This is a genomic window from Aeromonas sp. s5 (assembly GCF_040907865.1).
GTDB classification, from domain to species: Bacteria; Pseudomonadota; Gammaproteobacteria; order Enterobacterales; family Aeromonadaceae; genus Aeromonas; species Aeromonas dhakensis.
The window spans coordinates 20,071-45,020 of record NZ_JBFOCO010000016.1; the positions used below are offsets into that span (position 1 = coordinate 20,071).

Annotated in this window: 21 protein-coding genes; 11 read left to right on the plus strand and 10 right to left on the minus strand. The window is 64.8% G+C overall.

Features of this window, described 5'->3' with window-relative positions:
* The first annotated feature begins 104 nt into the window (after nt 1–104).
* From AB5Y94_RS10435 to AB5Y94_RS10445, 3 genes are all read left to right on the plus strand, one after another.
* The gene (locus AB5Y94_RS10435) at nt 105–431 is read left to right on the plus strand and encodes a YnjH family protein (RefSeq protein WP_010635865.1); all 327 of its coding nucleotides are present in this window, start codon (nt 105–107) and stop codon (nt 429–431) included.
* A 405-nt stretch (nt 432–836) separates the two neighbouring features.
* On the plus strand, nt 837–1,322 hold the full coding sequence (locus tag AB5Y94_RS10440) for a GNAT family N-acetyltransferase (RefSeq protein ID WP_123245659.1): 486 nt from the start codon (nt 837–839) through the stop codon (nt 1,320–1,322).
* Nucleotides 1,319–2,176 (plus strand): AraC family transcriptional regulator, encoded by an 858-nt coding sequence (locus AB5Y94_RS10445; RefSeq protein WP_329274290.1) that lies wholly within the window; start codon nt 1,319–1,321, stop codon nt 2,174–2,176. Before AB5Y94_RS10440 ends, AB5Y94_RS10445 begins: the two co-directional genes overlap by 4 nt.
* Nucleotides 2,177–2,269: 93 nt before the next feature.
* Here the strand turns inward: AB5Y94_RS10445 and AB5Y94_RS10450 are convergent, their stop codons facing one another.
* Nucleotides 2,270–3,163, minus strand: a complete 894-nt coding sequence (locus tag AB5Y94_RS10450; RefSeq protein ID WP_368205464.1) for a DMT family transporter — start codon at nt 3,161–3,163, stop codon at nt 2,270–2,272.
* Between the two features lie 148 nt (nt 3,164–3,311).
* A complete protein-coding gene (locus AB5Y94_RS10455; protein ID WP_005306181.1) occupies nt 3,312–3,752 on the minus strand; it encodes a DUF2214 family protein in 441 nt (146 codons plus the stop codon).
* Nucleotides 3,753–3,861: 109 nt separating this feature from the next.
* On the opposite strand from AB5Y94_RS10455, the gene AB5Y94_RS10460 reads away from it, so the two are divergent.
* On the plus strand, nt 3,862–5,472 hold the full coding sequence (locus AB5Y94_RS10460; RefSeq protein ID WP_368205465.1) for a diguanylate cyclase: 1,611 nt from the start codon (nt 3,862–3,864) through the stop codon (nt 5,470–5,472).
* A gap of 15 nt (nt 5,473–5,487) precedes the next feature.
* Here AB5Y94_RS10460 and AB5Y94_RS10465 read toward each other — a convergent pair whose 3' ends face one another.
* Genes AB5Y94_RS10465 through AB5Y94_RS10490 form a run of 6 tightly spaced genes read right to left on the minus strand, consistent with a single transcriptional unit; the run spans nt 5,488 to nt 10,759 of the window.
* Nucleotides 5,488–6,147, minus strand: a complete 660-nt coding sequence (locus AB5Y94_RS10465; RefSeq protein WP_017785516.1) for an HAD family phosphatase — start codon at nt 6,145–6,147, stop codon at nt 5,488–5,490.
* Nucleotides 6,148–6,186: 39 nt separating this feature from the next.
* Entirely contained in the window at nt 6,187–7,194 is a 1,008-nt protein-coding gene (locus AB5Y94_RS10470) for an ABC transporter ATP-binding protein (RefSeq protein WP_349934230.1), read from the minus strand.
* 6 nt (nt 7,195–7,200) lie between these two features.
* Nucleotides 7,201–7,977 (minus strand): ABC transporter permease, encoded by a 777-nt coding sequence (locus tag AB5Y94_RS10475; protein ID WP_005306167.1) that lies wholly within the window; start codon nt 7,975–7,977, stop codon nt 7,201–7,203.
* Entirely contained in the window at nt 7,970–8,869 is a 900-nt protein-coding gene (locus AB5Y94_RS10480) for an ABC transporter permease (RefSeq protein WP_368205466.1), read from the minus strand. Before AB5Y94_RS10480 ends, AB5Y94_RS10475 begins: the two co-directional genes overlap by 8 nt.
* Nucleotides 8,869–9,702: an alkaline phosphatase family protein gene (locus AB5Y94_RS10485; RefSeq protein WP_042070970.1), complete on the minus strand. Its 834-nt coding sequence runs from the start codon at nt 9,700–9,702 to the stop codon at nt 8,869–8,871. Before AB5Y94_RS10485 ends, AB5Y94_RS10480 begins: the two co-directional genes overlap by 1 nt.
* Before the next feature lie 10 nt (nt 9,703–9,712).
* A complete protein-coding gene (locus AB5Y94_RS10490; protein WP_017787901.1) occupies nt 9,713–10,759 on the minus strand; it encodes an ABC transporter substrate-binding protein in 1,047 nt (348 codons plus the stop codon).
* 197 nt (nt 10,760–10,956) lie between these two features.
* Between AB5Y94_RS10490 and AB5Y94_RS10495 the strand changes: the two genes are divergently transcribed.
* Nucleotides 10,957–11,796: a UTRA domain-containing protein gene (locus AB5Y94_RS10495; RefSeq protein ID WP_368205467.1), complete on the plus strand. Its 840-nt coding sequence runs from the start codon at nt 10,957–10,959 to the stop codon at nt 11,794–11,796.
* A gap of 39 nt (nt 11,797–11,835) precedes the next feature.
* Here the strand turns inward: AB5Y94_RS10495 and AB5Y94_RS10500 are convergent, their stop codons facing one another.
* Nucleotides 11,836–12,600, minus strand: coding sequence for a helix-turn-helix transcriptional regulator (locus AB5Y94_RS10500; protein ID WP_005306152.1), 765 nt, complete (start codon nt 12,598–12,600; stop codon nt 11,836–11,838).
* Between the two features lie 445 nt (nt 12,601–13,045).
* A complete protein-coding gene (locus AB5Y94_RS10505) occupies nt 13,046–13,960 on the minus strand; it encodes a LysR family transcriptional regulator (RefSeq protein ID WP_005306149.1) in 915 nt (304 codons plus the stop codon).
* A gap of 257 nt (nt 13,961–14,217) precedes the next feature.
* On the opposite strand from AB5Y94_RS10505, the gene AB5Y94_RS10510 reads away from it, so the two are divergent.
* The 6 genes from AB5Y94_RS10510 (at nt 14,218) to recD (ending at nt 24,897) form a co-directional block, all read left to right on the plus strand.
* Nucleotides 14,218–14,550, plus strand: a complete 333-nt coding sequence (locus tag AB5Y94_RS10510) for a hypothetical protein (RefSeq protein ID WP_011707661.1) — start codon at nt 14,218–14,220, stop codon at nt 14,548–14,550.
* 30 nt (nt 14,551–14,580) lie between these two features.
* On the plus strand, nt 14,581–15,267 hold the full coding sequence (locus AB5Y94_RS10515; RefSeq protein ID WP_005306141.1) for a pirin family protein: 687 nt from the start codon (nt 14,581–14,583) through the stop codon (nt 15,265–15,267).
* Between the two features lie 40 nt (nt 15,268–15,307).
* Nucleotides 15,308–15,700 carry a DoxX family protein gene (locus AB5Y94_RS10520; protein ID WP_005306139.1) on the plus strand — a complete coding sequence of 131 codons (393 nt, stop codon included), beginning with the start codon at nt 15,308–15,310 and terminating at the stop codon, nt 15,698–15,700.
* A 223-nt stretch (nt 15,701–15,923) separates the two neighbouring features.
* Nucleotides 15,924–19,256, plus strand: a complete 3,333-nt coding sequence (recC, locus tag AB5Y94_RS10525) for an exodeoxyribonuclease V subunit gamma (protein WP_368205468.1) — start codon at nt 15,924–15,926, stop codon at nt 19,254–19,256.
* Complete coding sequence (recB, locus tag AB5Y94_RS10530; RefSeq protein WP_368205469.1) at nt 19,256–22,861, plus strand: exodeoxyribonuclease V subunit beta; 3,606 nt, start codon at nt 19,256–19,258, stop codon at nt 22,859–22,861. The genes recC and recB overlap by 1 nt, the downstream gene beginning before the upstream one ends.
* A complete protein-coding gene (gene recD, locus AB5Y94_RS10535; protein ID WP_368205470.1) occupies nt 22,858–24,897 on the plus strand; it encodes an exodeoxyribonuclease V subunit alpha in 2,040 nt (679 codons plus the stop codon). The genes recB and recD overlap by 4 nt, the downstream gene beginning before the upstream one ends.
* Nucleotides 24,898–24,950 lie beyond the last annotated feature (53 nt).

A 24,950-nucleotide genomic window follows, 5' to 3' on the forward strand; every position in this document is an offset into this window, starting at 1 on the left:
AGGCTACCATATTGGCTTGGGAATGCCAGAGAGGGCACCGCTTATTAATCAAGTTTGTGCGGCTGCCGGTCGCTTCCATTCTTCATCAAGCGAGGAGTGACATCATGAATTCAGGCAAGAGGGCAGGCGGCTGGCTGCTGCTGGCACTGCTGGGCGGTGCGACCGGTATCGGCGTGGCGGCAGAACCGAAGCGGACGGAAGTGGGCAGCGAGTTGGTGTTGCCGCTGGGATCGCTGCCGGAGCGGGTCTGCTGGTATCAGGATCAGAAGTATTCGGCAGGGGCCCGGATCCGGCAGGGTGATGACTGGCTGGAGTGCGCTGCGCAAAACGAACAGGAGAGCAACGGGCCTCTGGTCTGGCGCGAGCCACAAAGGGCGTCGGATGCGGCTGGCAAGGCGACACAGAGCGGCACCATCACCGTGGGCCAGTGAGGCTTTTCTTGATCCAGCTAAAGACATGGACGTGACCTCTATCGCATAATGCGGCTCTTTTCCTCTCTTGACTGGGACTTCAGAAATGGCTCGTCGCTCTTCCAACACTCAACGTCGTCGCAACAGCTGGTGGTACAAACGCCTGTTGGTACGGGAACGTGCAGAGCGCGAAGCGCGTTCCGTTCGAGATTGATACTGCAGTGAAACACGGAGCCTCTGGCTCCGTTTTTTATTCATCATGCGCCGTGATGATGCCGGGGCCCTTGGGCCCCCGTTTTGTTTGTCCGCCGCCCGGTGCAGCCCCATGACGATGGGATGCCGAATTGCCCGCGCAAATAACCGTGGCAGGGGGATGACCGGACCCTTCTGATACTGCATGATGAAGTTTTCGAGAAGGAGCCTCAGATGCAGATCACCATTCGTCACGCCGAACCGGCCGATGCCCCCGCCTTGCGGGATCTCTATGCCATGCCCAATGCCCAGGCGGGTACCCTGCAACTGCCCTATCCGACCCTGGGGGTCTGGCAGAAGCGACTGGAGAGCGGCAGCGTGGTGGCGCTGGTGGCTGAGGTCGACGGTCTGCTGGTGGGGAATATTTCACTCCATATCGAGCCCAACCCGAGGCGCAAACACGTGGCCTGTATCGGCATGGGGGTGCGGGATGACTGGGCGGGTAAGGGAGTGGGCTCCGCCCTGTTGGGGGCCGCGCTGGAGATGGCCGACAACTGGCTCAACCTGCGCCGCATCGAGCTGACCGTCTATGCCGACAATGCAGCGGCGCTGGCGCTCTATCGCAAGTTCGGCTTCGTAGAGGAGGGGCTGGCCCGTGGCTACGCCTTTCGCCAAGGCGAGTATGTGGATGCCCTCTACATGGCGAGGATCCGGCCATGATCGACTACCGCCGCCGGCTCATCCCGGTGCTGCGGGCGCTGGAGCAGGATCCGGATCTCACCATCGAGGCGCTGGCGGAACGGGCCTGTCTCTCCCTCTACCATTTTCATCGGGTGTTCACCGCCGTGGCGGGGGAAGCCCCGGGCGAGATGTGCCGGCGCCTGCGCATGCAGCGTGCCGCCTGGCAGCTCTGCTACACAGATGCCAGCGTCACCGCCATCGCGCTGGGGGCAGGGCTCGGCAGCTCCCAGGCGTTCGCCAAGGCGTTTCGTCGCTACTATGGCTGTACCCCGGGGGAGTTTCGCCGCGACAAGGGCAAGAATGGACACCTGGAGAGCAAGGATGGACACGCATGGGATGGTCTGCCCCCTTATGCTGAAGGCCACTCATCAGCAAGGAGCAACACCATGAAAACAGTCGAGATGGATGCCCGCACCCTGGCCTATATCCGGGTCACCGGTCCCTATGGCGAGGGTTATGATGCCGTCTGTGGCCGCCTGCACCAGTGGGCCGCCGCCCGCGGGCTAGAGGGCGGGGAGTGGATCTTCATCTACCACGACAACCCTGAGGTGACGCCGCCGGCCCAGTGCCGCACCGACATCGGCATCACAGTGCCACCCCAGACCCGGGGCGAGGGGGAGGTGGAGACCCAGCTCATTCCGGCCGGGCGCTATGCCCAGTCTCGCTACCTCATCACCGATCGCAGCCAGTACGGGCCGCGTTGGCAGGAACATGTGGGCGACATAGTGGCGGCCGGGCTGGAGTTCGGCAGCGGTCCCTGCTTCGAGCTTTACCACAGCGTGAGCAACGATCCCCTGCGCGATGACGTGAGCTTCTGCTCCAGCGTGCGCTAGACGCGCGGCAATAAAACGAGGCGCCTGTGGGCGCCTCGTTTTATTTGGGATGGAGGCTGGCCGCTTGCGCTGTCGGCCGCTGCCGCATCAGGGCTAGCTGGGCACCTTGTCCCGCCGGGATTTCCACCACCAGCGCAGGCGGATCTGGGAGATCAGCATACCCGCCAGCATCAGGGCGCAGCCGACGAAGGCGCGCTCATCCAGGGTTTCCCCCAGCAGCAGGACGCCGCCGATGGCGGCGAACACCGTTTCCAGGCTGAGGATGATGGCGGCATGGGCCGGGTGGGCGCCACGCTGGCCCACCACCTGCAAGGTGTAACCCACCCCCACCGACACCAGACCGGCGTAGAGCAGTGCCTGCCAGCCGGCGACGGCACCGGCCACCGAGGGGGTCTCGATGAGGAAGGCGGTGGCCAGGCTGAGCAGGCCGCACACCACGAACTGCACCCCGGCGAGGCGAATGGGGGCGACCCGGCTCGAGTAGTGATCCAGCACCAGCAGGTGCACCGCCCAGAACAGGGCCCCCACCACCTGCAGCAGGTCGCCGTAGCCGATGGTGAAGTCCTCGGTAACGCTGAGGTAGTAGAGTCCCGCCATGGCGATGAGGGCGCCGACCCAGGTGTTGGCCCCCGTCTTGTGGCGCAGGGCCAGGCCGATGACGGGCACCAGTATGATGTAGAGGCCGGTGATGAAGCCCGCCTTGGCGGCCGTGGTGTAGAGCAGCCCCACCTGTTGTAGCGATGCGGCGCTGAACAGCACGGTACCGGCGATGAGGCCACCGGTCAGCAGCAGGCGGCGATCCCCGGCCTGCCCGCCCGGCTGGCGGGATTTGAGCCACCACAAGAGCGGCAGCAGGGAAAGGGCCCCCAGCAGAAAGCGCAGGCCGTTGAAGGTGTAAGGCCCCATGTGGTCCATCCCGAGCCGCTGGGCGACGAAGCCCAGCCCCCAGATGGCGGCGGCCATCAATAACATCATGTTCGAACGCATAGATTCATCCCTGAAAGACGGACGGGCAGGGCCGTGCCGCAAAGCTCCAGCCTCCAAGATAACCGTGAGCGGGGGGATTTGTCTTGCGCTGTCGGTGAGGTTGGCGGCGTGAGCGGTTATCCCGCTGCAGAGCCGCAGGCCGGGGGACTTAGCCGTTGGCGATTCTGGCCAGCAGGGGAATGAGGGCGAGCAGCAAGAGGTTGCCGCGCAGGATCCAGATCACCCAGAACTGCTGCTGAATGGAGACCATGGGGGCGCGTCCCTGGCGCAGGGAGCGGCGCCAGCGGTAGAAGAGGCGGCTGGGGTAGCCAAAGCTGATGGCCATCACGAAGAACAGCAGCAGCTTGGTGCGATAGCCCGGATTGGCGAGCAGCACGGCCGGTTCGTCGGGGTGGGCGAGTACCTGCAGCACCCCGGTGATGAAGATGAGCAACAGGGCCAGCGCCGCCAGGCCGTCGGCCAGCAACAGCTTGCGCACCTGCTCGATGGACATGCCGCGGCGGAACAGGAAATATTCGGAGGTGATCGCCCCGGTCAGGGTGATCACGGCGCAGTAGTGCAGCGCCATCAACAGGTCCGGGTTCAGCATCCGTGTCGATTACCTCTAATTGAGCAGATAAACAGCTTCCTTTTGGACGCCATCTCGCGCTGCTGATATTCTGACACTACGCGTGGTCTGGCAATAGCAGGAGTCAGGATTGGTTAAACGAGCGGTCGCCAAAAAAACCTGGTCCCTGGTAACCAGGATGCGTCTGGGCCTGCTTTTGCTGTTCATTCCGGTGCTGATGCTGGGTGGTATCTACTACCTGCACATGGAGCGGAGTCTGCAAAGCGAGCTGCAGCAACGCCTGCTCGCCACCAACCACCAGCTTCGTCACGTCTTCATCGAGCCCTATCTGCACGAGATGGAGCGCCAGTTCACCCTCATCTACGACAGGGTCAAGGTTGAGGACATCAGCGGTCCCCGCCTGCTCAACACCGAGACCTATCTGAAGGAGTGGCAGCTCTACAAGGGGATCATGGCCGATCTGGTCTACATCTATGTCGGCACCGCCGAGCGCCAGATGCTGATCTACCCCGATTGGCAGGCGGATGCCAACTTCGATCCCAGGGTGCGTCCCTGGTATCAGCTGGCCAGCCAGCACGTGGGCAAGATGGTCTGGACCGAGCCCTATTACGACTACACCAACGGCAACCTGGTGATCGCCCTGGCGCGGGCCTTGACCGACAAGGAGGGCAAGGTGCGCGGGGTCCTTGCGGTCGATGCCATCCTGGCCCCCTTCTCCGCCCAGCTGAATCGTCAGCTGGGTGAGGGCTACCAGATGATCGTCAACCAGTCCGGCAAGGTGCTGGCCCATCCTGACGCGGCCCAGCTGCTCAAGCCCATGACCCATCCAGAATGGCTCGCTCGCTTCACTCAGGAGGACGGCATCTTCCTGGACAAGGACTCCCGCCAGTTCGTGGCCTACAGCAGGCTGCAGGAGCGCAACTGGGTGCTGATCAGCGTGCAGCCGGCGGCCAGCGTGATGGCGGTGGTGGACAGGGTCTCCCTCAACGTGTTGCTGATGGTGGCGCTGGCCTGTGTGCTCTACCTGATGCTGGCGCTGATCTGGTCCCGCTATTTTCGCCGCATGCTCGACGAGATCTCGAGCATGATCCGGGCCAGCCGGATGGAGCCTGACGGGGTACCCCTGGGGGGCATGCGCGAGCTCAGGCACGTCTATGCCGAGCTGGCCGAGGTGAGCAAGGATTATCACGAGGCGCGCCAGCAGGCCAACCTGGACAAGCTGACCGGCCTCTACAATCGCCGCTTCTTCGACGAACGTTTCAACCGACTGCTGCAGGATCAGCAGCCGTTCTGCCTGGCCATGGTGGATCTGGACGACTTCAAGCGGGTCAACGACACCTTCGGCCATCAGACCGGGGATGTGGTGCTCAAGCGGGTGAGCCAGCTCGGCCGGGCCCTGCTGGGGGATCACGGCTGGGTCTGCCGTTACGGTGGCGAAGAGCTGGTGGTGTTGCTGGTCAACCCGGACATCCACTTCTGCCAGATGCTGCTGGAGCAGTTCCGCAAGGGGGTGGAGTCACTGGACTGGCGCGAGCCGGGGCTCAGGATCACCTTGAGCGGCGGGCTGGTGGCCAGCCGGGCGGGGATGGATGGCAAGGCGCTGCTGGCGGCGGTCGATGCCGAGGTGTATCGCGCCAAACGCGACGGCAAGAACTGCATCCATCTGGGCCGAGCAGAGGCGAAGGGGCAGGAGGAGACGCCCCCTGCCGACGATGCACTGCTGAGCAACGAAGAGGCCTGAGGGCCTCTTCTTCATTCAGGAGGCCAACTGCCAGTCGAGGGTGGGCCAGGCCTGCTCGGTGGCGATCTGGCGCAGCCCCGGAGCGGGGTTGACCGCGTGGGGGTGGGTCACCGCCTGCAGCAGCGGCAGGTCGTTGTGGGAGTCGCTGTAGCCGTGGCTCTCCCGCCAGGGGTCGGCGCTTGCGGCAAACAGCTGGTTGATGCGGGCCACCTTGCCCTCGCGAAAACTGAGGGTGCCGCGGGTCTGGCCGGTCAGCATGCCGGCCTCTTCATCCAGCAGGATGGCCACGCAGTGATCCATCCCCAGCATCTGCGCCATGGGAGCCACCAGATGCTCGCCGGAGGCGGAGATGAGCACCAGCTCGTCGCCCCGCTTGCGGTGCCACTCGATGCGCTCCACCCCCTCAGGGTAGATGCGCTCGCGCAGCACCTGCTCGGCAAAGCGGGCACAGAGCGGGTCGAGCCACTGGCGCGACTTGCCTGCCAGCGGCTGCAGGGTGAAGGCCATGTACTGGTGCATGTCCATCTTGCCCTGATGGTAGAGGGACATCATCGCCTGCTCCTCGGCAATCATGCCGGCCGGGGCCAGCTCCTCGGTCACCATGTACTCCAGCCAGAGGCTGGCGGAATCCCCCGCAATCAGGGTCTCGTCCAGATCAAACAGTGCCAGTGCCATGGGTGCTCCTCGCAGTGAAAATGGAAATGTAATGGGGCGTCATGCTACCTCACAGAGTTGATCCCGGGCCACCGCCAGGGTCACGGCACTGCCCACCGGCAGCAGATCCCGGGCCGAGCGGTTGAGGCAGTCCACCGTCAGCAGGCCCGCCGCGCAGCTCACCTGATAGCGGATCACGTTGCCGAGCAGCTGCTGCCCGCTGATAACCCCCGGCAGGTGCGGCTCGTCGCTGCGGAAGCCGGCCGGCAGCAGGGAGAGGGATTCAGGTCGCAGCGCCAGCTTGCCGCGGCAGTGCTGGCCGAACAGGGCCTTGGCCTGCTCGCCATCGAGCAGGTTGTAGTTGCCGATAAAGCCCGCCACGAAGGCGTCGGCGGGGCGGGTGTAGATCTCCTCCGGCGTGCCGCTCTGGACGATGGATCCCTTGTTCATCAGGAAGATCCGGTCCGACATGGTTAGCGCCTCCTCCTGATCGTGGGTGACGAAGATGGTGGTGAGCTCGAGGCGCTGCTGGATCTCGCGGATCTGCTGGCGCAGGCTGCGGCGGATGCGGGCATCCAGCGCCGAGAGGGGCTCGTCCAGCAGCAGGATCCGCGGCTGCACCACCAGAGCGCGGGCCAAGGCCACCCGCTGGCGCTGGCCACCGGAAAGCTCGGCCGGATAGCGGCGCTCGAAGCCGGTCAGCTCCACCAGCGCCAGCGCCTCCTGCACGCTGGCGGCCAGATCCCGCCCTGGCTGGGGCTTCATCTTGAGGCCGAAGGCGACGTTGTCCCGCACCGTCATGTTGGGGAACAGCGCATAGCTCTGGAACACCATGCCGATGCCCCGCTTCTGGGGCTCCTGCCAGGTGATCTCCTCACCGGCCACCCGCACCTGGCCGCCATCCACCGGGGTGAGCCCGGCCAGTGCCCGCAGCAGGGTGGACTTGCCGCAGCCGGAGGGGCCGAGCAGGGTCACCAGCTCCCCCTTGCGGATGCCGAATTCGATCCCCTCGAACACTCTGGTGTCGCCGTAGGATTTGTGCAGTTGATTCACTTCTAGATGGAACATCTTGATTCACCTATGAAATCTGTTCGCCGCCCAGGTGAGCAGCAGGGTCAGCAGGAAGTAGCTCATCACCAGCGCGCTGGTGAAGTGGCCCGAGGTCGAACGCATGTTGTAGAGGTAGACCTGCAGGGTCTCGTAACGGGTGCCCACCAGCATGTTGGCGAACACGAACTCGCCGAGCAGGAAGGAGAGCGACAGAAACAGCGCCGCCAGCAGCCCCTTGCGCAGGCAGGGGATCACCACCAGCAGAAAGGCGCGGCGGCTGCTCGCCCCCAGCAGGTGGGCGGCATCCATCAGATCCCTGAGCGGTACCCCCTGCAGGCTGTTGGCCAGTGCCCGGTACATGAAGGGGAGCACCACGGTGAACCAGGTACCGATCAGGATCCACGGCGTGCCTATGATGGGCAGGACGCCGTCGGCGTAGATCTGCAGCAGCCCTACCGAGGAGACCACAGGCGGCACCGCGAAGGGGAGCAGGATCAACAGATTCATCCAGGGATCCAGCTTTGGGAAGTAGTAGGCCACCACCAGTACGGTGGGCACCAACACTAGCGTGCCGAGCAGCAGAGTGGCGAAGCAGACCAGGAGGCTTCGGCCAAACGCCGCCAGAAAGCGCGGGTCGCCCCAGAGCTTCAGATACCAGTCGAGGGTGAAGCCGTCCGGCAGCAGGGTGGCCCCCCAGCGGGTGGAGATGGAGTAGAGAAAGGTGGCCAGCAGCGGCAACAGCAGGGTAGCCACCAGGGCCCCCAGCACCCAGCGCGGCCAGCCAGGTTTCAAATCATGCATGGGATTGCCCCCTGTTCACGTAGCTCTTTTTCAGCAGCCACTGGTTGGCGGCCGTCACCACCCCCAGCAGCACCATCAGGATCACCGCCAGCGCCGCCGCCATGTTCGGCTCGAGGAAGATGTCGCCGGAGACCAGGCTGGCCACCCGGATGGTCACCAGGTTGAAGTTGCCGGTGGTGAGGGCATAGGCAGAGGCATAGGCCCCCACCGCGTTGGCAAACAGGATGATCAGGGTGCCGAGCAGCGCAGGCGTCAGCACCGGCAGCGCCACGTGCCAGACATATTGGCTCTTGCTCGCGCCGAGCAGGGCGGCGGCCTGCGGCCACTCATCCTGCAACGCATCGAAGGCCGGGTAGAGCAGCAGCAAAGCGAGCGGGATCTGGAAGTAGGTGTAGATGAGGATGAGGCCGCTGCCCGAGTAGAGGTTGAAGCCGTCGATGAGGCCCCAGGATTTCAGCAGCAGGGTCACGGCGCCATTGATGCCGAGAATGATGATGAAGGCGAAGGCCAGCGGCACCCCGCTGAAGTTGCCGGTCATGGTGACAAAGGCCAGCAGCAGCCGTTTTACCCGCTCGCCGCTGTGGCGCAGCGCGGCGGCCCCCAGGGTGCCGATGGCAAGCCCCGCCAGGCTGGCGATGCCGGCGATGCGCAAGGAGTTGCCGAACGATTGCAGGTAGAAGGGGGAGCTCAAAATCTCCCGGTAGTAGTCGAGGCCCCAGCCATCCGGGGTCTGAAAACTGCCCACCAGCACCCACACCATGGGGGCGAGCTGGAACAGGATCATCAGGAGAACGAACGGCAGCAGCACCAGGGCTGGCAGCCAGTGGCGGCGCAGCCGGCGCCGGGTGACGGTCGGTTGATCCGCGAGGATCTCGGTGGTGGCGGGCATCATCAGTGTACCTCCGGCAGGTTGCCGGCCTTGAGCAGCGGCGGGCAGCCCGGCTTGTCGTGGGAAACTCCCAGCAGGTCGGCCATCAGGGCGCAGAGCTGGGTCTGCTGCATGGCGGGACCGGCCGGCCACTGGGCCACGAACGCATCGCCAAACAGCCAGAGCGGTACCCGGCGCTCTTCGGTCAGGGTGCCGCCGTGGCTGAGATCGTTGTTCATGCCGTGGTCCGAGGTGATCACCACCTGATACCCCTCCGCCAGCCACTGGGGCAGCAGGTCGGCCAGCAGGCTGTCCATCCGGCGCGCCTGATTGCGGTACTGACGGGAGTCGAGGCCGAACTGGTGGCCCGCGTCATCCACCCCCATCGGGTGGATCAAGAGAAAATCGGGGTCGTACTGGCTGCGCAGCCACTCGCCATCCATCAGCAGGTGGCTGTCGGGGTAGCCGTCATCCCAGTAGAAACAGCCGTGCTGGATGGGCAGTCGCTCGTCATGGGTGAAGCGATCCCGCGCCGCTTGCCAGGGGCTCTGGTTGTAGAGCTCGCTCACCCAGTGATAGGCCGCGGCTGCGGTGCGTTTGCCGCCCGCCCGGGCCAGATGGAAGATGGACTCCTGCCGACTGAGACGGCTCACCCCGTTGTGGGTGATGCCGCTCTCCACCGGCGTCGCCCCGGTCAGGATGCACTCGTAGAGGGGCCGGGAGAGGGAGGGCAGGGCACAGCTCAGGGTGGCCTGCAACCCCTGTCCCGCCTCTACCATGCCCGCGAGGTAGCCCATGCAATGGGCTACCTCGGCAGAGAGGCCATCCACAAGTACCACTATCACCTTGTGTTGCACTGGCCGCTCCTTACTGCATGTTGATCATGACGGTTTCCTGCCACTGGCGCGGCAGGGCCTTGGAGCTCTGCTCCCAGGCGGCGTGATCCTGGACCGGCTTGGCATTGGCGTACTGCTCGGCCGGCAGCAGCTTGGCTTTGACGTCATCCGGCAGGGTCACGTTGCTGCGGATGGGGCGGGCGTAGCCGCGTGCCAGGTTGATCTGGCCGGCGTCGGAGAGGATGTATTCCCGCGCCAGCTTGGCGGCGTTGGGGTTTTTGGCCCACTTGTTGATGATGGTGGTGTAGCCGGCGATGACGGAACCGTCGCTCGGGATCACCACATCAAACTTCTTGGGGTCGATCTGGTCGCGGTAGTTCAGGGCGTTGAAGTCCCACAGCACACCCACTTCCACTTCGCCCTTCTCGATGTTGGCGATGGTGGGGTCGTTCAGCGACAGACGGCCCTGCTGGGCCAGCTTGCCGAACAGCTCCAGCGCAGGCTTGAGGTTCTTCTCGCTGCCGCCGGTGGCATAGGCCGCCGCCAGCACGCCGTTGTTGGCCTGGGAGGCGACACCCACGTCACCCAGGGTCACCTTGTAGTCGCCGCCCAGCAGGGATTGCCAGCTGGTGGGGGCCGCCTTGACCAGATCCTTGTTGATCAGGAAGGCGATGGTGCCGGTATAGGCCAGCATCCAGTGACCATCCGCATCCTTGGCCCAGTTCGGAATGTCGGCCCAGGTGGAGGGTTTGTAGGGCTGGGTGACCCCCTGCTTGACCGCGACCGGGCCGAAGGCGCCGCCCACGTCGCCGATGTCGGCGGTGGCGTTGCTCTTCTCGGCGGCGAACTTGGCGATCTCCTGGGCCGAGCTCATGTCGGTGTCCTGATGCTTGATGCCGTAGATGCTGCCGAGCTGCTGCCAGGTATCCTTCCAGTTGGCCCAGCTGTCCGGCATGCCGACGCTGCTGAGCTGGCCTTCACCGCGGGCGGCCTTCTCGAGATCCGCGATGTTCTCGGCGGCAAACAGTGGCTGACTGATGGCCACCAGGGCCAGTGCACTTGCGATCACGCTTTTCATCATTCCATCCCTCTGGACTAGGTCAGTTAAGGTTCGAGAGGGATGCTAGAGGGGAAATATGACGGTGGCGGGGCGCTTTGATGGCAGTTTGATGACAATCGCCCTGTCATGGCGCTGTCATCCTGCACGGTTACAACTCTCAATCCGAGTGAGGCTGGACTACTCCAGCGATGGGTGAACCAGCCACGGCAGCCAGGATGAGCGACAGGAAGATGAGCGTGATCGAACCGAGATTGAGCGAGCGGGCAGTGGCCGATGGCCGCGCCTCCAAGTGTGAACAGATTTGCCAGACCCTGCGCCGCTATATCGGCAGCGGCCAGCTAGGTGCGGGACAGCAGCTGCCCGCCGAGCGGGCCCTGAGCGAGCGATTCGCCACCACCCGAATCACCATCAAGGAGGCACTCTCCAGCCTCGAGGCGGATGGCCTCATCTACCGGGCCGAGCGGCGCGGCTGGTTCGTGGCACCGCCCCGCCTCACCTACGACCCCGCCATCCATACCCACTTTCACCAGTGGATCGGCGAGCAGCAGCGCACCGCCGAGACCCGGGTGTTGGCCCACGGTGGCGAGCTGGCCAGCAGCGAGCTCTGCCGCTGGATGGGGCTGGAGCCTTTCACCCCGCTCTATGAAATCCGCCGCCTGCGCCTCATCGACGGCCGCCCCGTTCTGCACGTCAGCCACCATCTGCTGGCCAGCCGCTTTCCCGATATCGCCAGCGCGCCGCTGGCCAGCTCCCTCACCGAGCTCTATCGGGAGCGCTATGGCATAGGCCAGGGTGGGGCGAGCCTCGAGATCACCCCCTCGGCGGCGCGCGGCGCCATTGCCCGCGCCCTCAATCTGGCGGAGGGGAGCGCCGTGCTGCGGCTGGTGCGGGTCAACTACGACGAGCGGGGAGCGCTGGTGGATTGCGATATCGAACACTGGCGGCCGGATGCCATCCGCATCTGTCTCGATACGCGAGCATTGCAGCCACTCGCAGGCAAGCTGCAGCAAACCCGGCTCGTGGATCCGGCGTGTCCTGGCGGGTCATGCCTGTGAGGAAAGGAGGGGGAGCGGATCCCGCGGGATCCGCCGGGATCAGTTGTCGATATTGGGGATCAGATCGTCGAAGCTCTGGTAGCCGCAGTCGGCCAGTTGCAGCGACATGGTGTAGGTCTTGCTGCCCTCCCGCTGGCCGATGGCGGGGCGGTTGAGCTTGAGCTCCTGGTGCCAGTACTCCTTCATCCGCTCGATCAGCGCCATCGCCTCGCTCTCGTCCAGGTGGAGCTGACACAGCGCCATGTAGTTGTTGGGCCTGTGCATGTTCTCCACCAGATAGTCCCCCAGCACCGACATGGCCTGGCGCGCCTGCTGACGGGCGAAGCGGCTGTGCTGCTCGAAGCTGATCCGCTCGCTGATGAGGAAGTGGTAACTGTTGTCGATGCCGAGCTGCAGGATGCCGAGTTTCTCCAGCTTGCGCAGATAGAGGTAGCAGGAGGCATCGGTCAGGCCGTACTCCCGCTTGAGATCGATCAGGGTCTTGTCGCGCCAGAAGATGTTGGCGAGAAAAGCGTAGAGGCCGGGCTCCCTGTGGAACGCCTCGTCCTGCTCCTGGGTGAAGACGGCGCGCCGGCTCTGGGCGTCCTGGGTGCGGTCCAGCAGCTCCTCGAACGACAGCCCCACCAGGTGGCACACCTCCAGCAGGGTGTCGAACGGCAGGGAGGGCTTGTTCATCATCCGCTTGACGGTGGCGATGGAGACCCCCATGGCTTCTGCCAGGGTCTGATAGCGGATCCCCTTGTCGGTCAGGGTCTTCTTCAGGGTGTCGAGAATATTGTTGGCCAGGGTCTGGCTGTAGGTCATGCAACTATTCCTTTATCTGCATTTTTATGTTGTGTCAGAAATTGAGTTCTTTTGTCGTTGTGGGCTCAGATACTGACACTTTAAAAAACCAGAGGAAACAAACCCGACCTAATCGATTGAAATGGCCAGACCAGTCGCGCTCGAAGGTTGCAGATAGTGATACTCTGCGGTGCATATCCTTCAACCGTTCAACATTTTGCTGGTGGCGCATAAAACATCGCGCATAATTCAAAACGAATCGGATTCAAGACCTTCCTGGTTGAGAAATCGATTGTTTGCTTCCAATTTAAGGGTTTTTTAAACCGCAAGGTTTTTTATTCTTTCCTGGCATTGAGCGGAACTCGCAAGAGGGCCGCTTTTTTCTTTTCCTAGAATCTGAGCCCGCCGTCAAGACAGGGGCTCAGTTTCGGCACTTCCTGCGCCGCCGCCCTCGCGTGGCAGATATTTATTCCCCCTTGCAGGGAAACAGCTTGGGTATCTCCCGGATCAGCCAGCTCTTGGCCTTGCCCATGGTGTCGCGCCGCCAGGCCAGCACCACCTGGATCTGGTGACGATACTCGGGGCTGATCACCTTGAGCCGTCCGGCCCGGATGTCCTCTTCAATCCAGCTCAGCGGCATGGTGCCGACCCCGATCCCCGCCAGCAGGGCATCGCGCTTCTCGCCCATGGTGCTGACGGTCAGCCGCGGCTGCTTGTCGAGCAGACGATAGGTGAGCACCGGCTTGCGCAGCGCCGTGTCGGCCACCGCGATGGCCCGGTAGCGGCGCAGGGTATCGTCCGCCAGGGGCTCCGGCTCCTGATGCAGGGGATGATCCGGGTGGGCGACGTAGAGCATCACCTCCTCCTGCAGCGGCTGGTGCTTGATGCCGGTCATCATGATGTCGGGATTGAGGGAGGAGATGAGCAGGTCGGCCCGGCCATCCTCCAGACACTCCCAGCTGCCCGCCAGTACTTCGGCCCGCAGCCGCAGCCGGGTATCGGTCAGCTCGGCCAGCCGTTCCACCAGCGGGTAGAGCGCCTGCAACGGCACCAGCGCATCGACGGCGATGGTGATGTCGGTCTCCCAGCCGCGGGCCAGCGCCCGGGTCTCGCCCACCAGATGCTCGGCCGCTTCCAGCAGTATCCGGCCGCGCTCCAGCAGCATGCGGCCCGCCGGGGTGAACTTGGTTCTGTGGCCGCTGCGGTCGAACAGCATGGCGTCCAGCTCGTCTTCCAGCTTCTGTACCGTGTAGCTCAGCGCCGAGGGCACCTTGCCCAGTTCGTCGGCTGCCGCCGCGAAGCTGCCGCGGCGATCGATGGCATCCAGCACCCGGATGGCTTCCAGGGTCAGCGCCCGTTCCTTGTTCAGTTCCTTGGCCATAAATTGCCTTCAATTTTTTTGAACATGTTTGCCAGTTTATCTCGCTAACAAGTTAGGCCAAGTGTCTTTAATATTCAATCAACGCTTAGGCAGGAGCGCCAAGCAGCCAAATAAACGGGTAGTTCCAGACTGTGACCCCCTCAATCAGGGCGTCTGACTTCGGTGAAAGAACAACACACTATTTGAATGACCTCTTGCATGGATGCATTGATTCTGGCCACAGCGGCCTTGGCAATGACATAAAACCAAGAGAGTGAATGAACATGAAAAACGTAATCAAGATGCTGGCCGTTGCAGGCCTGATGACCGCAGGTTTTGCTCAGGCTTCCGTCCCGGCCGACCTCAACGCCGCCCCGGGCGTGCTGTTTGTAAACTGGCACGCCACCGCCGCGGTGGAAGGCAAGGGCAACCCCATGCTGGAAGTGCGTGACGAGTCTGGCGACCTGGTTGCCTCCGTCCACGCCAACCTGATGGGCAGCCAGCAGGTCCAGATCCCGAGCCGCACCCAGGGCAACCTGACCGTGAGCCTGGGTGAGCAGAGCAGCGACTACCGCATTCCGTTCGGCATCGGTAGCGGCAAACAGCGTTAATCAACCGTATCGGTACGTGAGGAGCACACCATGATGAAATTGAGAGCCGCAGAAGCGCGCGGCAAGGCCAACTTCGGCTGGCTGGATGCGCGCCACAGCTTTTCCTTCGGGCACTACTACGACCCGGACTGGATGGGGCATTCAGTGCTGCGGGTCATCAATCAGGATCTGGTGGCGCCGGGTGGCGGTTTCGCGACCCACCCTCACGCCAACATGGAAATCCTGACCTGCGTGCTGCAAGGCACCATAGAGCACAAGGACAGCCTCGGCCATGCCGAGCAGATCCCGGCGGGGGATTTCCAGCTGATGAGCGCAGGCTCCGGCATCCGGCACAGCGAGTACAACCCCTCGCAGACCGAGCCGCTCTCCCTGCTGCAAATCTGGATCGAGCCGAACGAACACGGCACGACACCCGGCTATCAGCAGAAGAAGATTGAAGCCAACCCGGGCATGACGCTGGTGGCGTCACCGGATGGCGAAGCAGGATCCTTCAGGATCCGCCAGCAGGCCCGCGTCTGGCGGTTGCAGCTTGAACCGGGTGAGAGCCTCACCTGGGAGCTGGCCGGCCGACACGGTTACCTGCAGATGATTTCAGGGGAGCTTGCCGCCAACGGTCTGGCTGCCCGACCCGGCGACGGGGTACTCAGTCGTGATGAGCCCAAATGGGATCTGGTGGCCATGAGTGCCAGCCAAGCCCTGTTATTTGACCTACCCTGAAGCAGTCAGTGGTGATGTGACGCAAAACGAGGATATTGAAATGGACAAGATGAAAGATTTGGCACTGCTGGTGGGTCGCGTACTGCTGGCTCTGATGTTTGTGATTGCGGGCTGGGGCAAGATCGGTGGTTACGCCGGTACCCAGGGGTATATGGAAGCCATGGGCGTGCCCGGTTTCATCCTGCCGCTGGTGATCCTGCTGGAGCTGGGCGGTGGCCTCGCCATCATGCTGGGCCTGTTTACCCGCAGCCTCTCCGTACTGATGGCCGGTTTCACCCTGATGGCCGCCTTTATTTTCCACTATCAGCCTGCCGATCAGATGCAGATGCTGATGTTCATGAAGAACGTCTCCGTGGCCGGTGGTTTCCTGGCCCTGGCGGCGGCCGGTGCAGGGGCCTTCAGCCTGGATGGCCGCCTCGGCAAGAACTGGTAAACCCCGCAGGTTCGAGTTTTCCAACGCCTTTTGGCCGGTGTAGTTGCACCGGCTTTTTTATGCCCGCCATATTTGCCTGTGGCAGATGGGCGATGTGATCGGCGACAACAAGCGCCTTTTGCATCTTATCCCCCGATCCCCGACAATCCCGATACCTGTGACGTGACGGGGATCCTTGAGGTTTTCCCGCGCTGACCCCTCTTTGCACTGGCGGGAATTGCCCATGTTTACCCTCTACCACTCCAATCAGCTGGATCTGCTCAAAGAGTTGCTGGTGAGCCGCATCCGGCAGACCCCCCTCGCTCACCCTTTCGAGCGCGAGCAGATCCTGGTGCAGAGCCCGGGCATGGCCCAGTGGCTCAAGCTGGAGCTGGCCAAGGCCTTCGGCATTGCCGCCAATATCGACTTTCCGCTGCCCGCCAGCTTTATCTGGGAGATGTTCACCCGGGTGCTGGCGGACGTGCCGCGCCAGAGCCCCTACAACAAGGGCGCCATGAGCTGGCAGCTGATGACCATCTTGCCCGCCCTGCTCGACCGCCCCGCCTTTGCGCCGCTGGCCGCCTATCTGGGCGGGGATGACGCGGAGTCATTGCAGGATCCCGAGCAGGTACGGCTGTGGCAGCTCTGCCAGAAGGTGGCGGATCTGTTCGACCAGTATCTGGTCTACCGGCCGGACTGGATCGCCCGCTGGGAACAGGGGGAGGGATTGAGTCAGGAGCTGGTCGGGGTGAGCGGTCAGGATTGGCAGCCGGAGCTGTGGCGCGAGCTGGTGGCCCGCACCCTGGCGCTGGCCCCCAGCGGCTACCACCGCGCCAACCTCTACGAGGAGTTTATCCACGAGCTGGAACGCACCGCCGATCTGCCGGGCAAACTGCCCCAACGGGTCTTCGTGTTCGGCATCTCGGCGCTGCCGCCGCGCTACGTGGAGGCGCTGCTGGCCCTCGGCAGCCGGGACGAGGTGGAGGTGCACCTCTTCGTCACCAACCCCTGCCGCTACTACTGGGGTGATCTGCTCGATCGCAAGACCCTGGCGCGCCTCGAGAACAAGCTCAAGCCCGGCACCGATCGCGATACCCTGCAGGGCCCCGCCAACCCGCTGCTCGCCTCCATGGGCAAGCTGGGGCGCGACTACCTGCACCAGCTGATGGAGCTGGAGGTGCCGCAAATCGAGGCCTTCGTCGATATCGACGACACCAGCTTGTTGCGCGCCATCCAGCAGGATGTGCTGGAGCTGGCCGAACGGGGGGCCGGCGAATTCAGCCTCGATGCCAGCCACCACAAGAGCCCCATCAGCCCGGCGGATGGATCCCTGCAGATCCACGTCTGTCACGGCCCGATGCGCGAGCTCGAAGTGCTGCACGACCGGCTGCTGGCGCTGTTCGAGCAGGACCCCTCTCTCACCCCGAAAGACGTGGTGGTGATGATGCCGGATGTGAACAGCTATGGCCCCTACATTCAGGCGGTATTTGGCGCGCGGGGCCAGATCCCCTTCGCGGTGTCCGATCGGGCGGCGAGCCAGGAGAGCCCGCTGCTGCAGAGCTTCCTCGCCCTGCTCAGACTCCCCAACGCCCGGCTGGGGGCCGGCGAGCTGCTCGCCATCCTCGAGGTGCCCGCCGTGCTGCGCCGCTTCGAGCTCGATGACGACGAGTTCAACCAGTTGCGGCGCTGGGTGCAGGAGACCGGCATCCGCTGGGGGCTGGATGACGGCTACCCGGAGCGCTTCGATCTGCCGCGCCTCTCTGGCAACAGCTGGCTGTTCGGCCTGCGCCGCATGCTGCTCGGTTTTGCCATGGGGGATGGCGAGCCGGTGGCTGGCATCCTGCCCTATGCCGATATCGAAGGGCAGCAGGGGCTGGCCCTCGGCAAGCTCGCCTGGTTCGTCGACTCCCTGGCGGAATTTCTGCCCCGCCTGCAACAGGCGCAGCCGCTGCCCGAGTGGATCGCCTGCCTCAACGAACTGCTGGAGCGCTTCTATCTGGCCGACGAGGATGAAGAGCGCCAGCTGCAGCTTATTCGCAGCCAGCTGGCGGACTGGCTCGCCCAGCTTGGCGAGGCGCGCTTCGAACAGCCCATCAGTGCCGACCTGCTGCAGGATTACCTCGGCAGCGTGCTGGGGGAGTCCCGCTCCAGCCAGCGCTTCCTCGCCGGTCAGGTCAACTTCTGCACCCTGATGCCGATGCGCTCCATCCCCTTCAAGCAGGTCTGCCTGCTCGGCATGAACGACGGCGTCTACCCGCGCACCCTGCCCCCCATGGGGTTCGACCTGATGGCGGTGGCCGGCCGGCGCGGGGATCGTTCCCGTCGCGACGACGACCGCTACCTCTTCCTCGAGGCGCTGCTGAGTGCCCAACAGGGGCTCTATATCAGCTATCAGGGCTTCAGCGCCCAGGACAACAGCGAGAAGGTGCCCTCCGTGCTGCTGGCCGAACTCATCGACTATGTGCGTCAGGGCTTCGTGCTGGCGGGGGATGAGGCGCTCGATGACGAGACGTCCGGCAAGCGGCTACTCGAACACCTGATCGTCGAACACCCGCTCACCCCCTACAGCCGCAGCTACTTCTATCCAGAGGCACATTCCGGCCTCTTCACCTATGCCGCCGACTGGCTGCCGGCCCTGAGCCCGCAGCGCGGGGCCGCCAACTTCCAGAGCGGCGAGCTGCCGCTGCCCCCCGAATGGGGGAAAGAGCAGGGGTTGGAGCTGGCGGAGCTGCTGCGCTTCTATCGCCAGCCCGCGAAGTATTTCCTCAACCGCCGCCTCAAGGTGTGGTTCGAGCTGGACGAGGCCGAGATCGAGGACAGCGAACCGTTCGAGCTGGACGGCCTGCAGCACTACCAGCTCAAGGCGTTGCTGCTCGACGCCCATCTGGCACAGGGGGAGAGCGAGGAGCGTCGCCATCGCCTGCAGCTCTCCGGCCTGCTGCCCCAGGGCTGGTTCGGCAGCCTGCTGCTGGACGATCTGGACGCCGAGATGGGCAAGCTGGCGGCGCGCCTGCGTCCCTGGGTGGCGGTCAATGAGGCGGACAAACAGGCGGTGGAGATCGATATCTCCCTGACACAGGGCCAGTTGCAGGGGTGGATCGACACCCAGAAGGGGCGCTTGCTGGTGATCAAACCCGGCAGCTTCAACGGCAAGGATCTGCTGCTGGGCTGGATCCAGCACCTTTGCCTCTCCCTGAGTGATGCCCCCGGCGACACCCTGCTGTTCGACGCCAAGCAGAGCCTGCGGCTGGCTAGGCTTGCGGCTGACGAGGCTCGGCCCAAGTTGGCGGCGTTGGTGGCGCTCTGGATGCAGGGGATGAAGCGGCCGCTGCCGTTCTTCCCCAGCACCGCCTGGGAGTGGATCAAGGGGATCGAGAAGGATCCGGAGAAACCGGAGGCCGCCGACAAGGCGGCCCTCGCCCGCTTCAACGGCGGCTACATGGTGACGGGGGAGGGGCAGGACGTCTACGTCGCCCGCTGCTTCCCGGAACTCGATGACGAGGTGCTGGCCCAGCTGCAGGCGCTGGCCCGCGAACACCTGACCCCGCTGATCAAGGCGCTGGAGGAGTTGCAATAATGGCCAATCCGCTCAATACCCTGCGTTTTCCCCTCCATGGCGAGCGGCTGATCGAGGCCTCTGCCGGCACCGGCAAGACCTACACCATCGCCGGCCTCTATCTGCGCCTCTTGCTGGGCCACGGCCCGCTCATTGAAGAAGGGGAAGACGCCGGTCAGCCCAGCGCCCACGAGCGGCCCCTGTCGGTGACCGAGATCCTGGTGGTGACCTTTACCGAGGCGGCCACCGCCGAGCTGCGCGGGCGGATCCGCGGTCGCATCCACGAGGCGCGCCTCGCCTTTATGCGCGGGCAAAGCGGCGATGCCCTGCTGGCCCAGCTGCTGGAGGAGGTGGAGGATCACGAGCTGGCGGCCCGTCGCCTGCTGGCCGCCGAACGGCAGATGGACGAGGCGGCCGTCTTCACCATCCACGGCTTCTGCCAGCGGATGCTGAAACAGAACGCTTTTGAGTCGGGCGCCCTCTTCGAAACCGAATTTCTCACCGACGACAGCCAGCTCAGGCTGCAGGCGGTGAGCGACTACTGGCGATCCGAGTTCTATCCGGTGGATAAAGCCCTCGCCAGCGCCGTGCGCGCGCTCTGGCCGAGCCCCGCCGCCCTGCTGCGGGAGATGGGCAGTTGGCTCGACAACAGCGAACTGGAGATGCGCCCACCGGCGGGGGACGAGACCCTGGCTGCCCGCCATCAGGCTGCCATGGCCCGTATCGCAGCGGTGAAGGAGGGCTGGCTGGCGCAGGTGGACGAGATCCGCCGCCAGACCGATGGCCAGATCAGCCGCTACACCGGCAAGAACTACGAGGGGTGGCTCGCCAAGATAGCCGACTGGGCACAAGACGAGGCCAGCGGCTACGCCATTCCCAAGGAGCTGGAGCGCTTCGGCCAGACGGTGCTGGAGGCGAACCTCAAGAAGGGGGGCGAGCTGCCCACCCTGCCGCTGTTCAACGAGATCGACGCGCTGCTGGCGAGCCGCCCAGGCATCCGGGATCTTATCCTGCAGCGGGCCGCCGTGGTGGTGCGCAGCCGGATGCAGGCGAGCAAGCGCCAGGCTCATCAACTCTCGTTCGACGATCTGCTCAAAGACCTCGACGGGGCGCTGGGTTCTAGCCTTGGCGAGCGGCTGTGCGAGCGCATTCGCGCCACCTACCGGGTCGCCATGATCGATGAATTCCAGGATACAGACCCCCAGCAGTACCGCATCTTCCACCGTCTTTACGGCGGCCATAAAGACACGGCGCTGCTGATGATCGGTGACCCCAAGCAGGCCATCTACGGCTTTCGCGGTGCCGACATCTTCACCTACATTCAGGCGCGGCGAAATGTGAGCGCCCACTATACCCTGGGGCGCAACTGGCGCTCCAGCGGCGCCCTGGTGGCGGCGGTCAACGGTCTGTTCGAGCGGGCCAAGGATCCCTTTATCTACGAGGCGGATATCCCCTTCCTGCCGGTGGAGGCGCAGGGCAAGAGCAAGGCGCTGTTGCTGGAGGGCGAAACCGCCCCCGTGCTGCACTGCTGGCAGCTGAGCGGCCAGCCCACCTTCAACCGGGGGGATTACCAGAGCAAGATGGCCCGCGCCACGGCGGCGGAGATCCACCGCCTGCTGACTCTGGCCCGCGAGGGCAAGGCGCTGATCGGCGAGACGCCGGTCAAGGCCGGGGATATCGCCGTGCTGGTGCGCACCGGCGCCGAGGGCAAGCTGGTGCAGCAGGAGCTGGCACGCCTCGCCATCGCCTCGGTTTATCTGTCGAATCGCGAGAGCGTGCTGGAACAGGTGGAGGCGCGGGAGATCCTGCTGATCCTGCACGCCTGCCAGAACCCGAGCGAGGAGAGAAGTTTGCGGGCGGCGCTCGCCACCGGCCTGTTCGATCTCGACGCCAAGGCCCTCGACGAGCTTGCCAGTGACGAACGGGCGTGGGAGAGCGCGGTGCAGGAGTTTATGGAGTACCGCAAGGTCTGGCACAAGCGCGGTGTGCTGGCCATGCTGCGGGCCCTGCTGCACCGGCGCAATCTCGCCTCTTCGCTTTTGGCGAGCCCCTACGGTGAGCGGCGGCTGACCAACTTCCTCCATCTGGGGGAGCTCTTGCAGCAGGTGAGCAGCGAGCTGGACGGCGAATACGCCCTGCTGCGCTGGCTGGGGGAGGCGGTGAACCGCCAGAGCGGCCAGGATGCGGAGCAGATACTTCGCCTGGAGTCCGAGCGCAAGCTGGTGCAGATCGTCACCATCCACAAATCCAAGGGGCTGGAGTACCCGCTGGTCTTCCTCCCCTTTATCTGCAGCCACCGCAGCGCCGACACCCCCCTCTATCACGAGGCCGATGAGGCGGGCAATCGCACCATCCTCGATCTCTCCGGCGCCGAGGAGTCTCTGGCGGAGGCCGACAAGGAGCGCCTCGCCGAGGATCTGCGCCTGCTCTATGTGGCGCTGACCCGGGGGGTCTACGCCACCTGGCTGGGGCTGGCGCCGGTGCGCTCCGGCAACGGCAAGTCGGCGAAGACCGACCTGCACCAGACCGCCATCGGCTACCTGTTGCAAAAGGGCGAAGAGGGGGACGCCGCGACCCTGGCCACCGCCCTCAGTGCGCTTGCCCAGGATCTGCCCGGGGTGGCCGTCGGTGAGCCCTCGCTCACCCGCCCGGCCCCGCTCCCACCAGAAGAGGAGCAACTGGGCGAGCCCCAGGTGCGCCGCTTTGGCGGCACCCTTGAGCGGGACTGGTGGATCAGCTCCTACTCTGGTCTCGCGGCCCAGGGCCACGGCCACAGCAAGGGGGTGCTGGCCAATCCCGGCTTCGATGACGAGGTGGTCACCGAGACGGCCGCGCTGGCTGCCGAAGAGCCAGTGCAGGCGCCCCAGCCCTCCATCTTCACCTTCCCGAAGGGGGCGCGCCCCGGCACCTTGCTGCACAGCCTGTTCGAGACCATCGACTTTGAGAGTGCCGCAGGCGAGCCGCTGGCACAGCATATCGCTACCCTGCTGGCGCAGGATGGCTTCGACGAGAGCTGGGCCCAAGTGCTGCAACAGCAGGTGGAGGCGGTGCTGGATACGCCACTTGAAACCGGCTTTGGCGAGCCGGTGCGGCTGCGGGATCTGGCCCCCGAGCGCAAGCAGGTGGAGCTGGAGTTTTTCCTGCCCATGGGGCGGGTGACGGCCCCTGCGCTGACCGCGCTCTGCCAGCAGCACGACCCGCTGTCGCGGGGCAACAAGCCGCTTAGTTTTGCCACAGTGCAGGGGATGCTCAAGGGCTTTATCGACCTGGTGTTCGAGTGGCAGGGGCGCTGGTATCTGCTCGACTACAAATCCAACCACCTCGGCATGAGCCCGGCCGACTACAGCCGGCCGGCGCTGGAGCAGGCCATGGTGGAGCATCGCTACGATCTGCAATACCAGCTCTACTCCCTGGCGCTGCACCGGCTGCTCGCCCTGCGTCTGCCGGGTTACGACTTCGACCAGCACTTTGGCGGCGTCTTCTATCTGTTCCTGCGCGGCATGCCGCAGGGGGGGATCTTCCATACCCGCCCCAGCCGCGAGCTGGTGCTGGGGCTGGATCGGCTGTTTAGCGAGGGGGTTACGCCCGCCCTCGCACAAGTTTCAGATAACGGGGTAGAAGCATGAAGAGCGCAATCATGATCGAACGGCTCAAGGCCCTGGCGCTGGCGGGGCGCATCCGCCAGCTGGATCTGCAATTTGCCAAGCTGGTGGCCGATCTGGGTGGCGGCCCCGAGCTGGTGCTGGGGGCGGCGCTCGCCTGCTTCGAGCTGGGGCGCGGCCACGTCTGCCTGCCGCTGGAGATGTTATCTGCCGGATCCTTGCGCCCGTTCGGGCTGGATCCGGATCAGGGCCGGGATCTGCTAGCCGATCTGGCGGATCCTGCGAGCTGGCCCGCCCTGTTTGCGGCCAGCCCGCTGGTTGGCGGCGAACAGGATGAGGGGGAAGCCCCCCGCTGGCCGCTGCGGCTCTGGCACGGGCGTCTTTACCTCACCCGCTACCACGATCACGAGCAGGGGGTGGCCCGCCATCTGCGTGCCTTGAGCGAGCGCGCCGAATGGCCGGAGATTGCCCCGGCCCTGTCGCGCCTCTTTGCCCGCGACTACGGCCTGGTGTTCGCAGCCCTGCTCAAGGCCCGCCTCGCCCCCGACTTCTCGGCCCGCCACTTTATCGAGAAGTACCTGGATCTGGTGTTCCCAAGCGAGGTGGAGTGGCCCGCCATCGAGGCGTTGCTGGCCAGCGCCCAGGCCGCAAACGACCTGAGCAAACTGGATGCACTGGTGCCCGAGGCGCTCTGCTGCAACGGCCAGAAGCTGGCGGCGGCCACTGCGGCGGCGCGCCCCTTTGCGGTCATTTCCGGCGGCCCCGGCACCGGCAAGACCACGACGGTCGCCAAGCTCTTGGCCATTCTGGTGGAGACTGGTCTGCAATCGGGCAAGGCACCGGCGATTCGGCTGGTGGCCCCCACCGGCAAGGCGGCGGCGCGTCTGACCGAGAGTATCGGCTCTGCCCTGCAGGCGCTGGATCTGCCCCCCGAGTGGGTGGAGGCCATCCCCACCGAGGCGGGCACTCTGCACCGGCTGCTCGGGGTGATCCCGGGGCGCAGCCAGTTCCGCCACCACAAAGGCAACCCGCTGCACCTCGACCTGCTGGTGGTGGATGAGGCCTCCATGGTCGACCTGCCGATGATGGCGCGCCTGCTCGATGCGCTGCCGAGCCACGCTCGCCTCATCCTGCTCGGCGACAAGGATCAGCTCGCCTCGGTGGAGGCGGGGGCCGTGCTCGGCGACATCTGCAGCTTTATCGAACAGGGCATCAGCCCCGCCCAGGCGGATTGGCTCTCCCGCCAGACCGGCTATCGCCTGCAGGGCACGCCTGCAGGGGCCCCGGTGCGCGACAGCCTCTGTTTGCTCTCCAAGAGCTGGCGCTTCGATCAGCATTCGGGCATCGGCCAGCTGGCGCGCGCCTGCAACGGCGGCGATGCGGCGGCGGTGGAATCGGTCTGGGGCATGGGATTTGGCGATATCAGCCTGCACCCCTGGGCGGGGGAGGCCTACGACGAGTTGATTGCCCAGGGGGCGGCCGGTTATGGCAGCTATCTGAAGGCGGCCCGCGCGGGGGAAGTGCCCGCCGCCGTGTTCAAGGCATTCAACGGCTTCCAGATCCTCTGCGCCCTGCGCGATGGCCCGTTTGGCGTCGAGGGGCTCAACGAGCGCCTCGAACTGGCCCTGTCACGGGCCGCTCTGATCGCCCGCGATGGCGACTGGTATGCCGGTCGCCCGGTGATGGTGGTGCGCAACGACCACGGGGTCGGCCTCTACAACGGCGATATGGGGCTCTGCCTGCCCGATGAAAGTGGGCGACTCAAGGTCTGGTTCGAGCAGCCGGACGGCACCCTGCGGGCGCTTTTGCCCAGCCGCTTGCCGCCCCACGAGACAGTCTATGCCATGACCATCCACAAATCCCAGGGATCGGAGTTTGCCCATACCGTGCTGGTGCTGCCCGACAGCCCCAGCCCCTTGCTGACCCGCGAGCTGGTCTATACCGGCATCACCCGCGCCAAGGCACGGCTCGATCTCTACGGCGATCGCGCCCTGCTGGCCCAAGCGGTGCGGAAAAAGACCGAGCGTTATTCAGGGTTGGCGGAGAGGTTGGGGGAGTGAGCGATGGTACGGCGGTGAAGGGCGTTGCCGTTGACCCGTTACGCAGTGCTAAT

Coding starts and splice junctions, on each gene's coding strand:
- AB5Y94_RS10440 (WP_123245659.1), top strand. CDS start 837: ATGCAGATCACCATTCGTCACGCCGAACCGGCCGATGCCCCCGCCTTG.
- AB5Y94_RS10435 (WP_010635865.1), top strand. CDS start 105: ATGAATTCAGGCAAGAGGGCAGGCGGCTGGCTGCTGCTGGCACTGCTG.
- AB5Y94_RS10445 (WP_329274290.1), top strand. CDS start 1,319: ATGATCGACTACCGCCGCCGGCTCATCCCGGTGCTGCGGGCGCTGGAG.
- AB5Y94_RS10450 (WP_368205464.1), bottom strand. CDS start 3,163: ATGCGTTCGAACATGATGTTATTGATGGCCGCCGCCATCTGGGGGCTG.
- recB (WP_368205469.1), top strand. CDS start 19,256: ATGGCCAATCCGCTCAATACCCTGCGTTTTCCCCTCCATGGCGAGCGG.
- AB5Y94_RS10495 (WP_368205467.1), top strand. CDS start 10,957: ATGAGCGACAGGAAGATGAGCGTGATCGAACCGAGATTGAGCGAGCGG.
- AB5Y94_RS10505 (WP_005306149.1), bottom strand. CDS start 13,960: ATGGCCAAGGAACTGAACAAGGAACGGGCGCTGACCCTGGAAGCCATC.
- recC (WP_368205468.1), top strand. CDS start 15,924: ATGTTTACCCTCTACCACTCCAATCAGCTGGATCTGCTCAAAGAGTTG.
- AB5Y94_RS10455 (WP_005306181.1), bottom strand. CDS start 3,752: ATGCTGAACCCGGACCTGTTGATGGCGCTGCACTACTGCGCCGTGATC.
- AB5Y94_RS10520 (WP_005306139.1), top strand. CDS start 15,308: ATGGACAAGATGAAAGATTTGGCACTGCTGGTGGGTCGCGTACTGCTG.
- AB5Y94_RS10510 (WP_011707661.1), top strand. CDS start 14,218: ATGAACATGAAAAACGTAATCAAGATGCTGGCCGTTGCAGGCCTGATG.
- AB5Y94_RS10475 (WP_005306167.1), bottom strand. CDS start 7,977: ATGCATGATTTGAAACCTGGCTGGCCGCGCTGGGTGCTGGGGGCCCTG.
- AB5Y94_RS10490 (WP_017787901.1), bottom strand. CDS start 10,759: ATGAAAAGCGTGATCGCAAGTGCACTGGCCCTGGTGGCCATCAGTCAG.
- recD (WP_368205470.1), top strand. CDS start 22,858: ATGAAGAGCGCAATCATGATCGAACGGCTCAAGGCCCTGGCGCTGGCG.
- AB5Y94_RS10480 (WP_368205466.1), bottom strand. CDS start 8,869: ATGATGCCCGCCACCACCGAGATCCTCGCGGATCAACCGACCGTCACC.
- AB5Y94_RS10500 (WP_005306152.1), bottom strand. CDS start 12,600: ATGACCTACAGCCAGACCCTGGCCAACAATATTCTCGACACCCTGAAG.
- AB5Y94_RS10470 (WP_349934230.1), bottom strand. CDS start 7,194: ATGTTCCATCTAGAAGTGAATCAACTGCACAAATCCTACGGCGACACC.
- AB5Y94_RS10465 (WP_017785516.1), bottom strand. CDS start 6,147: ATGGCACTGGCACTGTTTGATCTGGACGAGACCCTGATTGCGGGGGAT.
- AB5Y94_RS10515 (WP_005306141.1), top strand. CDS start 14,581: ATGATGAAATTGAGAGCCGCAGAAGCGCGCGGCAAGGCCAACTTCGGC.